Origin of the sequence: Actinosynnema pretiosum (assembly GCF_024171695.1) — a bacterium.
Taxonomy (GTDB): domain Bacteria; phylum Actinomycetota; class Actinomycetes; order Mycobacteriales; family Pseudonocardiaceae; genus Actinosynnema; species Actinosynnema pretiosum.
Window position 1 is genome coordinate 157,881 of record NZ_JAMTCF010000015.1, and the last position, 14,182, is coordinate 172,062.

3 protein-coding genes are annotated in these 14,182 nt (G+C 78.0%); all 3 read right to left on the reverse strand.

Going from position 1 to position 14,182, the window contains the following annotated elements:
- Positions 1-16 precede the first annotated feature (16 nt).
- From mhpA to LV78_RS28415, 3 genes are read right to left on the reverse strand one after another with little or no spacing between them, the layout of a single operon-like run.
- Positions 17-1,600: a bifunctional 3-(3-hydroxy-phenyl)propionate/3-hydroxycinnamic acid hydroxylase MhpA gene (gene mhpA, locus LV78_RS28405; RefSeq protein ID WP_372495004.1), complete on the reverse strand. Its 1,584-nt coding sequence runs from the start codon at positions 1,598-1,600 to the stop codon at positions 17-19.
- Positions 1,597-2,385, reverse strand: a complete 789-nt coding sequence (locus LV78_RS28410; RefSeq protein WP_253848735.1) for an arylamine N-acetyltransferase family protein — start codon at positions 2,383-2,385, stop codon at positions 1,597-1,599. Before LV78_RS28410 ends, mhpA begins: the two co-directional genes overlap by 4 nt.
- Entirely contained in the window at positions 2,382-14,180 is an 11,799-nt protein-coding gene (locus tag LV78_RS28415) for an SDR family NAD(P)-dependent oxidoreductase (protein ID WP_344621287.1), read from the reverse strand. The genes LV78_RS28410 and LV78_RS28415 overlap by 4 nt, the downstream gene beginning before the upstream one ends.
- Positions 14,181-14,182 lie beyond the last annotated feature (2 nt).

Consider the following 14,182-nt stretch of genomic DNA (forward strand, 5'->3'; position numbering starts at 1 on the left):
CCAGGGCCCGCGCGGGTCACGCCAGCTGGGCGCGCAGGTCCGCCACCAGCCCTTCCAACCCCGCCGCGTCCCCGGCCGCGCCGAACACGTAGAAGTCCGGCCGCAGCAGCACCGCCGCCGCGCCCAGCTCCTCCAACCACTTCAGGTAGTTCCCGCTCACGTCCACCACGTCGTCCGGCCCGTCCTGCGCCGCGCCCGCCGGAACCAGGTGCGCGTACCGCGTGGCCAGCCCGTCCAGCCGCTCCCGCACCCCCGGCCCCGCCACCAGCCCGCCCCTGGTGAGCAGCGCGAACCCGGTCCCCACCACGTCGTCGAACAGCCCGACCCGCCCGCCGCGCCCCACCCGCCACTGCGGGCCAACGTCACCCGCGTGCGGTGCGGGGGAGCCGCCGGGACCCCGGTGCAGCACCCCGTCCGCCAGCGGCTTGAGCACCAGCCGGGCGGACGCGCCGGGCGTCAGCTCGCGCTCGCGCGCCGCCAGCATCGCCGCGTCCCGGTCCGCCGCCGCCTCCGGGTCGGCCACGCACACCACCCGCCCCAGCCCCACCGAGATCGTCACCGCGTGCCGCACGTGCTCCCCGCGCTCCAGCGCGTAGCTGTCCAGCAGCGCCGACCCGGCCTCGCCGCGCAGCACCAGGTCCAGCTTCCACGCCAGGTTCGCCGCGTCCCGGAACCCCGAGGTCATGCCCTGCCCGGCGAACGGCGGCATCAGGTGCGCGGCGTCCCCCGCGAGCAGCATCCGGCCCGCCCGCCACCGCCGCGCCCACCGCGCCTGGAACGTGTACACGGCCAGCCGGTCCAGCACCCCGTCCCCCGGCCCGACGCCGAACAGCGCCAGCAGCTCCCACGCCTTCTCCGGCGTGCCGAACCGCTCCGGGTCGTCGCCGGGCACCCGCATGAACTCGTACCGCCGGTGCCCCGGCCCTGCCGACACGGCGGTGCGCGGCCGGGCCGGGTCGCACACCTGGAGGTTGTTGGGCGTGAACGCGCGCCGGTCGCGCAGCCGCACGTCGCACACCAGCCAGTCGTGCGAGAAGCCCAGGTCGGTCACGTCGGCGCCGGTGCGGGCCCGCACCACGCTGTTCGCCCCGTCGCAGCCCACCGCGAACCGCGCGGTCAGCTTCACGCGCGCCCCGCCGGGGTCGGTGGCCACCACCCGCACGTGGTCGCCCCGGTCGGTCAGCCCGGTCACCTCCCAGCCGCGCCGCACCTCAACGCCCGGCAGCGCCTCGCCGCGCGCGATCAGCGCGTCCTCCAGCGCGGGCTGGTAGGCCGAGGTCGCCTCGGGCCACCCGCAGTGCCCCTCCTCCTGGACGGTGAACGCGATCAGCGTCTCCCCGGACGCGGTGCGCCACTCGTAGTCGCCCGCGGGCTCCCCGAACTCCGCGAGCGCCGGTCCGAGCCCGGCCGAGGCCAGCACGCGGGTCGCCTCGCTGTCGAACCCGACCGCGCGCGGCAGCCGGAACGGCGTCGGCCAGCGCTCCAGCACCAGCACCCGCCACCCGCGCTGGGCCAGCAGCACCGACAGCAGCTGCCCCACCGGCCCGTGGCCGACGACCACCACGTCGTGCTCGACCCCGCCACCGGACACGCCCCTCACCCCCTGGCCAGGATCGACGCGGTGACGCGAGCGAACTCGTCCTTCTCCACCAGCACCCGCGTGCTCTCCACCCCGTCCAGCACGGTGGAGTAGCGGCGCCCGATCAGCACGTGCTGCCCGTTCTCCACCGCCCTGCCCCGGAACGTGGTGCCCGCCAGCACCGAGTCCTGCGCGTAGTCGTCCAGCCCGTCCAACCGCACCGCCTCCCAGCCGTCCCGGTCCGCGCGCCCCGGCCGGAACCGGTACACCGCCCGCCACGCCCCGTCCCCTGGCCTGCGCTCCACCACGTGCGCGTCGCCGCGCTCCACGACCCGGTAGGCGCAGCCGTGCTGCTCCTGCTCGGTGTCCGACAGCTCCAGCGGCTCCAGGTAGGACGGGCCGACGAACCCCACGTCCACCAGCCAGGTCCGCCCGTCCAGGCGCACCAGGTTGAACGAGTGCTCCTCGTCCGGGCCGAACCGGTCGTCGGCCAGCCGGATCGCCGCCGCGACCATCAGCACCTCGTAGCCCAGTTCGGTCAGCAGGGCGTGGAAGAGCCGGTTGAGCTCGTAGCAGACCCCGCCGTTGCGGGCGGTCACCACGCGCGCGAACACCGCCGACAGCGGGATCTCCGCCAGCCCCCGGTTCGGCGGCAACCGGTCGGCCGCGCCGCCGTTGTCGTACGGCACGGCCATCAGGTGCCGCTTGTGCAGCGCCCGCAACGACTCCAGCGTCGGGCGCGGCGCGCCGCCCTCCACGCCGATGCGCCGCAGGTACTCGGCCACGTCGATCATGCTGGTGCTCACCTCTCGTCGGTCGGGTCGGCGGACCGCCCCGCGCCTGATTGCCCTGCGCCCTGCCGCCCTGCGCCCAGCCGCTCGCGCAGCGCCTCGGCGGCGATCGCGGGCGTCGGCTGGTCGAACAGCAGCGCGGCGGGCAGCCGCAACCCGGTCGCCGCGTTCAGCCGGTTCCGCAGCTGCACGGCCGTCATGGAGTCGAAGCCGATCTCGAAGAACGCGTCGTCCGGGCCCACCGCGCCCTTCCCGCCGTGCCCGAGCACGGCGGCGGCCAGGTCGCGGACCAGCTCGGTGAGCACCGCCTCCTGCTCCTCGTCGGACAGCCCGGCGAGGCGCGCCCGCAGCCCGGCCTCGGGCGCCCGCGCGGCGGTGGGGGAGAGCGAGCGCCGCGCGGCCGGGACGAGCGCGCGCAGCAGCGCGGGCACCGACTCGTCGCGCGCGGAGGCCCGCAGCGCCACCGGGTCCAGCGCCAGCGGCACCACCAGCGCCGGGCCGCCCGCGGTCACCGCGCCCGCGTCGAACAGCGCCATGCCCTCGGCGGCGGTCAGCGGCACCAGCCCGCCCCGGCGGGTGCGGGCCAGCCGGTCGCCTGCCAGGTCGCCGGTCAGCTCGCTCGTGTCGGCCCACAGGCCCCACGCCAGCGACACGCCCGCGCGGCCCTCGGCGCGGCGTCGGCGCACCAGCGCGTCCGCGAACGTGTTGGCCGCCGCGTACGCGGACTGACCGGCCGTGCCGAGCACGCCCGACGCCGACGAGTAGACCGCGAACACCTCGGGCCCGTCCCCGACCAGCTCGTCCAGGTTCACCAGCGCGTCGACCTTCGGGGCCAGCACGGCGGACAGCCGCTCCGGCGTCAGGTCGGTGACCAGGGCGTCGTCCAGCGCGCCCGCCGCGTGCACGACGGCGGTGAGCGGATGCCCGGCGGGGATCGACGCGAGCAGCGCGGCGAGGGCGTCCCGGTCGGTCGCGTCGCACGCCGCGACCCGCACGTCCGCGCCCAGCCCGCGCAGCTCCTCGGCCAGCTCCGCCGCGCCGGGGGCGTCCGGTCCCCGGCGGCTGGCCAGCACCACGTGCCGCACGCCGTGCCGGGTGATCAGGCGCCGGGCGGCGAGCGCGCCCAGCGCACCGGTGCCGCCGGTGATCAGCGCCGTGCCCCCCGCGGCCAGTGCCACGGGTTCGCCGTGGGTGGCCTGCGCCAGCCTCGGCGCGTGCGCCCGACCACCGCGCAGCACGAGCTCCGGGGCCGCCCCGCCCGCCGCCAGGGCCAGCGTCGCCGGTTCCCGGTCGTCGGCGTCCACCAGCGCCAGCCGGTCCGGGTGCTCCGAGCGGGCCGACCGCACCAGGCCCCACACGGCGGCCTGCGCCGGGTCGCGGGGCGCGGTGTCGCGCACGTCCTCGGCCCCGGTCGTGACCAGCACCAGCCGCTCACCGCCGAGGTCCGCGCGGGTCACCCAGTCCTGGACCAGCGCGAGCGCCGCGCTGGTCAGTGCGTGGGCGCGGGCGACCGCGCCGTCCCCGTCCAGCCACGCGGCCACGTCGACCAGCAGCACCTCCGGCCGGTCGGGGTCGGCCGCGTAGGCGTCCACGTCCGGGTGCCGCCCGGAGCCGAGCACGGCCCACCGGTCGGCGGGCTCGACCGCAGCCCCCGCCCACTCCAGCACCCGCAGCGCGCCACCGCCGGTGACCGGCGCGCCCAGCTGCTCGGGGCTGACCGCGCGCATCCCGAGCGCGCCCACCCCGGCCACCGGCACCCCGCTCGGATCGGTGATCGCCACGGTCAGCGCGGGCGCGCCAGGGCCGCCCGCCGCGCGGGCCCGCACCCGCACCGACGTCGCGCCGGTGGCGTGCAGCCGCACGTCGTTCCAGCTGAACGGCAGCATCGTGGCCCGCTCGCCGTCCTGGGCCGGGAAGCAGAAGTTCCCGGCGTGCAGGGCGGCGTCCAGCAGCGCCGGGTGGATGCCGAACCGGCTCGCCACCTCGGCCTGCGCCTGCGGGACGGCCACCTCGGCGACCACGTCGTCCCCGTCCCGCCAGGCCGCGCGCAGTCCCCGGAACGCGGGCCCGTACCCGTACCCGGCCTGCGCCATCGACTCGTAGAACCCGTCCAGCGCGATCGGTTCCGCGCCCACCGGGGGCCACGGCGCGGCCGGGACGTCGGCGGGCAGCGAGGACTTCGCCGACAGCGTGCCGCTCGCGTGCTCGGTCCACGGCGCGGCGTCGTCGGCGCGGGAGTAGGCGCGCACCTCGCGGCGCGCCCCGTCCTCGGCGCCCACGACCACCTGGAGCCGCAGCTCCCCGTCCTCGGGCAGCACCACCGGCCTGCCGATCACCAGCTCCTCCAGGGTGGGCGTCCCGGTCTCGTCGCCTGCCCGCACCGCCAGCTCAGCCAGCGCCGCGCCGGGCAGCAGCACCGCGCCCGCGACGGCGTGGTCGAGCAGCCACGGGTGGGTGGCGGTGGAGATCCGGCCGGACAGGATCACCCCGCCCGTGCCCGGATCGCTCACCACCACCGGGGCCAGCGGGTGCCCGCCCTGCGGCGCCTGCCGCGCGTCGGGCAGCGCCCGCGAGAGCCAGAACGTCTCGTGCCGGAACGCGAACGTCGGCAGCGCCACCCGGCGGGCGTTCGGGAACACCGCCGCCGGGTCCACGGCCACGCCGCGCGCCAGCAGCTCGGCCAGGCCCGCCACCACCCGCTCCGCGCCGCCGTCGTCGCGGCGCAGGGTACCCACGGCGACGGTGCGCAGCGCCGGGTTCGCCTCGGCGGCCTCCTGCACGGCCGGGGTGAGCACCGGGTGCGTGGAGACCTCGACGAAGGCCCGGTGCCCGGTGTCGAGCAGGGTGGTGATCCCGTCGGCGAAGTGGACGGTGCGGCGCAGGTTGTCGAACCAGTAGCCGGGGGCGCCGTCGCCGGGGGTGATCCACTCGCCGGTGACGGTGGACAGCCAGGGGATGTCACCGGGCTGCGGGGTGACGTCGGCGAGCACCCGGCCGAGCTGGTCGCGGATGGCGTCGACGCGCCCGGTGTGGCTGGCGTAGTCGACGGGGATCACGCGGGTGCGGGCCTCGCCCTCCAGCGCGTCCCGCAGTTCCGCCAGGGCGTCGGCGTCCCCGGCGACCACGGTCGCGGTGGGGCCGTTGTGGGCGGCGATCCACAGCCGCCCCCGGTAGCCGGTCAGGTCGACGTCCTCGGCGGGCAGGGCGACGGACATCATGCCGCCGAGCCCGGTCAGGTGCTCGTCGATCAGCCGGCTGCGGAGCGCGACGATCTTCGCGCCGTCCTGGAGGCTGAGCCAGCCCGCGACGGTGGCGGCGGCGATCTCGCCCTGCGAGTGCCCGATCACCGCGTCTGGGTGGACGCCGAGCGAGCGCCACAGCGCGGCCAGCGACACCATGATCGCCCAGCTGGTGGGCTGCACGACGTCCACGTCGTCCAGCGCGCCGCCCGAGGTGACCACCTCGACCAGGTCCCAGTCGGTGTGCGGGCGCAGGGCCGCCGCGCACTCGCGCAGGCGTTCGGCGAACACGGGCGAGGCGTCCAGGAGCTCGCGGCCCATGCCCGCCCACTGCGCGCCCTGGCCGGGGAAGACGAACGCGGTCCGGCCGTCCACGTCGGCGGTCCCGGTGACCACGTGCGGGTCGGGCCGCCCGGCGGCCAGCGCCGAGGCGGCGGCGAGCCCGTGCGCGGTGTCCCGCGCCACGACCACGGCCCGCTGCTCCAGCGCGGCCCGCGTGGTGGCCAGCGACCAGCCGACGTCGGCGGCCCGCCACTCGGCGGGCACGGCGTCCACCAGCCGGGCGGCCTGGTCCGCCAGCGCCTCCGGGGAGCGGGCGGACAGCAGCCACGGCGTGGCGCCGGTCAGCGGCGGAGCGGACTCCGGCCCAGGCGTGGACTCCCCGGCGGGTTCCGGGTCGGGGGCCTGCTCCAGGACCACGTGCGCGTTGGTGCCGCTCACCCCGAACGAGGACACCCCGATCCGGCGCGGACGCCCGGTCTCCGGCCACTCCCGCGCCCGCGCCAGCAGCTCCACCGCCCCCGAGGACCAGTCCACCTGCGGGGTCGGGTTGGCGGCGTGCAGGGAGCGGGGCAGCACGCCCCGGCCCAGCGCCAGCACGGACTTGATCACGCTCGCCACGCCCGCCGCCGCCTGCGCGTGCCCGATGTTCGACTTCAGCGACCCCAGCCACAGCGGCTGCTCGCGGTCCTGCCCGTAGGCGGCGAGCACGGCCTGCGCCTCGATCGGGTCGCCGAGCGTGGTGCCGGTGCCGTGCGCCTCCACCGCGTCCACCCCGTCCGGGGTGAGCCGCGCGTCCGCCAGCGCCGCCCTGATCACCCGCTCCTGGGACGGGCCGTTCGGCGCGGTCAGGCCGTTCGACGCCCCGTCCTGGTTCACCGCCGACCCGCGCAGCACCGCCAGCACCTCGTGCCCGCGCGCCCGAGCCCGCGACAACCGCTCCAGCAGCACCAGCCCCGCGCCCTCGGCCCACGTCGTGCCGTCCGCCTCCGCGCCGAACGACTTGCACCGCCCGTCCGGGGCCAGCCCGCGCTGCCGGGAGAACTCCACGAACGCGCCCGGCTCGCCCATCACCGCGACCCCGCCCGCCAGCGCCATCGAGCACTCGCCCGAGCGCAGCGACCGCACCGCCAGGTGGACCGCCACCAGCGACGACGAGCACGCGGTGTCGACGGTCAGCGCCGGACCGGTCAGGCCGAGCACGTAGGAGACCCGGCCGGACACCACGCTGGTCGCGCCGCCCACGCCCAGGTAGCCCTCCAGGCCGTCGGGGACCGGGCCGGGGCCGCTGCCGTAGTTCTGCGATCCCGCGCCCGCGAACACGCCGACGTCCGCGCCGCGCAACGAGGTCGGGTCGATCCCGGCCCGCTCCACGGTCTCCCAGGCGACCTCCAGCAGCAGCCGCTGCTGCGGGTCCATCGCGAGCGCCTCGTGGGGGGAGATGCCGAAGAACGCGGCGTCGAACCCGCCCGCGCCCGCCAGGAACCCGCCCTCGCGCACGTAGGACTTGCCCACCGCGTCCGGGTCGTCGTCGAACAGCGACGCCAGGTCCCAGCCCCGGTCGTCCGGGAACGGGCCGATCGCGTCGACGCCGCCGTCGAGCAGCCGCCACAGGTCCTCGGGGGAGGCCACGCCGCCGGGCAGCCTGCAGCCCATGCCGACGACCGCGATCGGGTCGTCCTCCCCGGCGGGCGGCGCGACCGGGGTGACCGGTGCGGCCTGCGCGGGGGCGACGCCCAGCGCGTCGAGCAGGTGGGCCGCCGCGTCCAGGGGCGTCGGGTGGTCGAACACCGTGGTCGCGGGCAGCGTGAGCCCGGTGGCGGCGGCGAGCCGGTTGCGCAGCTCCACGGCCGTCAGCGAGTCGAACCCCAGGTCCCGGAACGCCCGGCCCGGCGACACCGCGTCCGGGGTGGCGAAGCCCAGCACGGCGGCGGCCTGCTCGCGCACCAGCTCCACCAGGAGCCGCTGCCTGCCGGGGCCGTCGAGCGCGGCGAGCCTGCCCACCAGCCCGTCGTCGGTGGTGGCCGCGACGGCGGTGCGGCGGGTGGGCCGGGCGAGGCCGCGCAGCAGGGCGGGCGGCTGCGCGCCACCCGAGGTGAGCGCGGCCGGGTCGAGCAGGATCGGGGCCAGGACCGCGCGACCCGACGCCACCGCCGCGTCGAACAGCGCCATGCCCTCGGTCGCGGACAGCGGCGCGATGGCGCCCCGGCCCGCCCGTCCGCCCGCCATGCCGTCGTCCCGCGCCCACAGGCCCCAGGCCAGCGAGGTCGCGGGCAGGCCCGCCGCGCGCCGGACGTGGGCCAGGCCGTCCAGCCAGGCGTTCGCGGCGGCGTAGTTGGTCTGGCCCGCGCCGCCGAGCACGCCCGAGGCCGACGAGTACACCGCGAACAGGGCAGGGTCGTCGGTCAGCTCGTGCAGGTTCGCGACGGCGTCGACCTTGGGGCGGAACACCGAGTCCAGGCGCTCGGGGGTCTGCGCGGCGAGCACGCCGTCGTCGAGCACGCCCGCCGCGTGCACGACGGCGGTGAGCGGGCGCCCGGCGGGGATCGTGGCGAGCAGCGCGGCGAGGGCGTCCCGGTCGGCGACGTCGCACGCCGCGACCCGCACGTCCGCGCCCAGCGCGCGGAGTTCGGCCGCCAGCTCGGGCGCGCCGGGGGCCTCCTCGCCCCGGCGCGACGCGAGCAGCAGGTTCCTGGCCCCGTGCGCGGCGACCAGGTGCCGGGCCGCGACCGCGCCGAGCGAGCCGGCGCCACCGGTGATCAGCACCGTGCCGTCCGGGTCGGGGCGGCGCGGGATCGTCAGCACGATCTTGCCCACGTGCCTGCCCCTGCTCATCCAGCCGAACGCCTCCGGCGCGCGGGTGATCTCCCACGCGGTGGTGGGCAGCGGGTGGACGCGGCCCGCCTCGAACAGCTCGACCAGCTCGGCCAGCAGCTCGGCGACGCGCTCGGCGGGGGCCTCGCCGCCCAGGTCGAACGGGCGGTAGTGGACGCCGGGGCGCGCCCGCGCGACCTCGTCGGCGGCGCGCAGGTCGGTCTTGCCCATCTCCAGGAACCGGCCGCCCGAGCGCAGCAGCCCCAGCGAGGCGTCGACGTGCTCGCCGGTCAGCGAGTTCAGCACCACGTCCACCGGGCCGAACAGGTCGGCGTAGGCGGTGTCGCGGCTGGAGGACAGGTGGGACGCGGCGACGCCCAGGCGGGTCACGGCGGCGTGCTTGGCCGGGTGCGCGGTGCCCAGCACCTCGGCCCCGAACGCCCGCGCGAGCTGCACGGCCGCCATGCCGACGCCGCCCGCCGCCGCGTGCACGAGCACGGTCTCCCCGGCGGACAGGCCGCCGAGGTCGCGCAGCCCGTAGAGGGCGGTGAGGAACGCGATCGGCACGCCCGCGCCGGTGGTGAACGACCAGCCGCGCGGCATCCGGACGACCATGCGGTGATCGGCGACGGCCAGCGGGCCGAACGCGCCGGGGAACAGGCCCATCACCCGGTCGCCCACCGCCAGGTCGCCCGCGTCGGGGCCGACCTCCACGACCACGCCCGCGCCCTCCGCGCCGATCACCGCGCGACCGGGGTGCACGCCCAGCGCCACCAGGACGTCCCGGAAGTTCAGTCCCGCCGCGCGGACCTCGATCCGCACCTCGCCGGGGGCGAGCGGGGCGGAGCCGGAGTCGTCCGGGAGCAGGGCGAGGGCGTCCAGGACACCAGAACGGGTGGAGCCGAGCTGCCACGCCGTCGCGCTCGGCGCGGGGAGGGCGCGGCGCGCGCGGGTCAGCCGGGGCACGTGCGCGGTCCCGCCGCGCAGCGCCAGCTGCGGCTCGGGGGAGGTGAGCACGGGGTCGACGCCGGGTTCGACGTCGACCAGCCGGATCCGGTCGGGCTGCTCGACCTGCGCCGCCCGCACCAGGCCCCACACGGCGGCGGAAGCGGGATCGGTGACCTCGCCGTCGGTGTGCACGGCGACCGCCCCCGAGGTGACGACCACGACCGGGCGGTCGTCGTCGGCGTGCCGCTGGAGGGCGGCGAGCACGTGGGCGGTCAGCGCGCGGGCGCGACCTGGCGCGTCGTCGGGGGCGGGCACGGCACGCGTGTCCACGACCACCACGCCTGTGGTGGTCCCGATCGCGCCTGTCGCACGGGTGTCGGTCGCCGGGGTGGTGTCGGGTGTGGCGGCTGCGGGCGTGGCGGCTGCGGTCGTGGGGTGCGCGGTCGCCGAGGCCGCGGTGGCGAAGGTCGCCTGCGCGGCGGCTGCGGTCGTGGAAACCGCGGTCGTCGGGGGTGCGGTCGCCGAGGCCGCGGTCGTGAGGGGCGCGGTCGTGGAGTCCTCGGTCGTGGAGTCCGCAGTCGCGAGGGCCCCGGTCTCGGGGGGCGCGGGCAGCGGGTGCTCGGTCCACTCCACCGCCCACAGCGCGTCCGGGACCTCGCCGGCCGGGACGTCGGCGGCGGCCCGGAACGTCAGGGCGGCCACGTCCGCGACCGGCCTGCCCGCGCCGTCGAGCAGGCGCACGGTCACGCCGTCGCCGTCGCCGCCGGTGGCGCGGGCGTGCGCCCGCACGGTCGTCGCGCCGCTCGCGTGCAGCCGCACGCCGGTCCAGGCGAACGGCAGCAGCCCGGCCCGCCGCCCGGTCCCGGTGGGCAGGCAGAAGTGCGCGGTGTGCAGCGCGGCGTCGAGCAGGGCGGGGTGGATGCCGAACCCGGTCGCGTCACCGGGCAGCGCCACCTCCGCCCACGCCTCGCCGTCGCCGCGCCACGCCGCCGTCAGGCCCCGGAACAGCGGGCCGTAGGCGTAGCCGCCCTCGGCGAGAACGTCGTAGAACCCCGCCACGTCCACGGGTTCGGCGTTCTCCGGCGGCCACGGTCCGGCCTCGCCGGTCGGCGCGGCCTCCGGCGCGGTCAGCGCGCCCGCCGCGTGCTCGACCCAGTCCACCGCACCGTCCGCGCGCGAGTAGACGCGCACCGACCGCCGCCCGCCCTCGTCCGCGCCGACGACGACCTGCACGCTCAGCGCGGCCCCGTCCGGCAGCGGCATCGGGCGGCCGATCACCAGCTCCTCCAGCACGGGCGTGCCGGTCTCGTCGCCCGCCCGCACCGCCAGCTCCACCAGGGCCGCGCCGGGCACCAGCGCGGTCCCGGACACCACGTGCTCGGCCAGCCACGGCTGCGCCGCCGCCGACAACCGGCCGCTCAGCTGCACCCCGCCGGTCTCCGGCAGCGCGACGACGGCGCCCAGCAGCGGGTGCCCGGCCTCGCGCAGGCCGACCGCGCCCACGTCGGCGGCGGTGGCGCGGCGCACCAGCCAGTGGTCCTCGTGCTGGAACGCGTAGGTCGGCAGCCCGACCCGCCGCGCGCCCGTCCCCGCGAACAGCGCCCCCCAGTCGACCGTCGCGCCGCGCACGTGCAGCCCGGCGACCCCGGCCAGCACGGCCCGCGCCTCGGGCACGTCGGCGCGCAGGGTCGCCGCGAACACCGCGTCCGGCAGGCAGTCCGCGCCCGCCGCCGTGAGCACGCCCTCCGGGCCCAGCTCCAGGAACGTGCGCGCGCCCGCGTCCCCCAGCGCCCGCACGGCGTCCAGGAACCGGACGGCGCCGCGCGCGTGCCGCACCCAGTAGTCGGGGGAGCGCAGCTCGTCGGGGGTGACCGGGCGGCCGGTGAGGGTGGAGACGACCGGGATCGCGGGGGCGGAGCAGGCGAGCTTCTCGGCCACGGCGCGGAAGTCGGCCAGCGCCGGGTCCACGCGGTGCGAGTGGAAGGCGTGCGAGACGGCGAGCCTCCTGGTGCGCCTGCCCCGCCGCGCCAGCCGCGCGGCGACGGCGGTGACGGCCTCCTCGTCGCCGGAGAGCACCACCGAGGTCGGCCCGTTGACGGCGGCCAGCGACACCCCGTCCCCGAGCAGCGGCACGACCTCGTCCTCGGCCGCCTCCACCGCCACCATCGCGCCGCCCCCTGGCAGCTCCTGCATCAGCCCGCCCCTGGCGCGCACCAGCGCGGCGGCGTCGGCCAGGGAGAGCACCCCGGCCACGTGCGCGGCGGCGATCTCGCCGACCGAGTGCCCGGCCAGCGCCGCCGGGCGCACGCCCCAGGACTCCACCAGCCGGAACAGCGCGACCTCCAGCGCGAACAGGGCGGGCTGGGTGAACGCGGTCCGGTCGAGCAGCGCGGCGGCGGGCGTGCCGGGGTCGGCGAGCGCCACGTCGGCGAGCGGGATCGTCCCGCCGTCACCGGTCGGCAGCTCGCCCACGGCGGCGCACGCGGCGTCGAACGCCCGCGCGAACACCGGGAACCGCTCCCGCAGCTCGCGCCCCGCACCGGCCCGCTGGCTGCCCTGCCCGGTGAACAGCACCGCCACCCGGCCGGGCGCCGCCTCGCCGACGACCACCGACCGGTCCGCGCGGCCCGAGGCCAGCGCGTCCAACCCGGCCAGCGCCTCGTCCAGGGAGGTGGCGGGCACGACGGCCCGGTGCTCCAGCACCGAGCGGGTCGTGGCCAGCGACCAGGCCACGTCCACCGGGCGGGCCGCCGGGTGCGCGGCGAGGTGCGCGCGCAACCGGGCCGCCTGGGCGGCCAGCGCGGCGGCGGTCCGCCCGGACAGCACCCACGGCACGACCCCGCCGGTGGCGACGGGTCCGGGTTCGACACCGGCCACTGGCACGGGGGCCGACGCGGAGGCTGATGCGGAGGCCGCCGCCGCCGACGTGGGCGTGGGGTTGGCTGCGGAACCGGGCGCGGTTCGCCCGGATGCCGCCGCAGACCCGGTGGCCCGCCCGCTCGCCGACTCGGGCGCGGCTCGTCCGGCCGCCGCCGATCCCGTGATCCGCCCGTTCGCCGCCCCCGCTGCGGCCTGCCCGGCCACCGCCGAGGTCCCGGCCGTGACCGCCTCCGGCGCCTGCTCCACGATCACGTGCGCGTTCGTGCCGCTCACCCCGAACGACGACACCGCGCCCCGCCGGGCCCGCCCGGTCTCCGGCCACTCCCGCTCGCGCGCCAGCAGCTCCACCGCCCCGGCCGCCCAGTCCACGTGGGAACTCGGCTGCTCGGCGTGCAGCGTGCGCGGCAGCACGCCGTGCCGGATCGCCTGCACCACCTTGATCACGCCCGCCACCCCGGACGCCGACTGGGCGTGCCCCAGGTTCGACTTCACCGACCCCAGCCACAGCGGTCGCTCACCCGGCCTGCCCCGGCCGTAGGTGTTCAGCAGCGCCCGCGCCTCGATCGGGTCGCCCAGCCTGGTGCCGGTGCCGTGCGCCTCCAGCAGGTCCACGTCCGCCAGGCCGACCCCGGCGTCGGCCAGCGCCGCCCGGATCACCCGCTCCTGGGACGGCCCGTTGGGCGCGGTCAGGCCGTTCGACGCCCCGTCCTGGTTCACCGCCGAGCCGGGGATCACCGCCAGCACCTCGTGCCCGTTCCTCCGCGCGTCCGAGAGCCGCTCCAGCAGCAGCACGCCGACGCCCTCGGCCCACGCCGTGCCGTCCGCGCCGTCGCCGAACGACTTGCACCGCCCGTCCGGGGCCAGCCCGCGCTGCCGCGAGAACTCCACGAACGCGGTCGGCTGCCCCATCACGGTCACCCCGCCCGCCAGCGCCATCGAGCACTCCCGCGAGCGCAGCGACCGCACCGCCAGGTGGATCGCCACCAGCGACGACGAGCACGCCGTGTCCACGGTGACGGCCGGGCCGGTCAGCCCGAGCGCGTAGGAGACCCGCCCGGAGATCACCGACGACGACGCGTTGACCCCGAGGAACCCCTCCAGCCCCTCCGGGGCGTCACCGGGACCGCCGCCGTAGCCCTGCGGGTTGCCGCCCGCGAACACCGCGACGTCCCGGCCCTCCAGCGCGCGCGGGTCCATCCCGGCCCGCTCCACCGCCTCCCAGGCCACCTCCAGCAGCAGCCGCTGCTGCGGGTCCATCGCCAGCGCCTCGCGGGGGGAGATGCCGAAGAACGGCGCGTCGAACCCACCCGCCCGCGCCAGGAACCCGCCCTCCCGCACGTACGAGGTCCCGGTGGTGTCCGGGTCGTCGTCGAACAGCGACGCCAGGTCCCAGCCCCGGTCGGTCGGGAACGGCCCGATGGCGTCCCGCCCCTCGCGCACCAGCTCCCACAGCGACTCCGGGTCGGTGACGCCGCCGGGCAACCGGCACGCCATCGACACGATCGCCACCGGCTCCCCGGCCTCGGCGACCAGCCGCTCGTTCTCCCGCCGCAGCCGCTCGTTGTCCACCAGCGTGGTCCGCAGGGCCTGGACGACGCTCTCCGGCGAGGTGCCCGCGCTCATGCTCTCTCCGCTCCGCATCATCGACAACC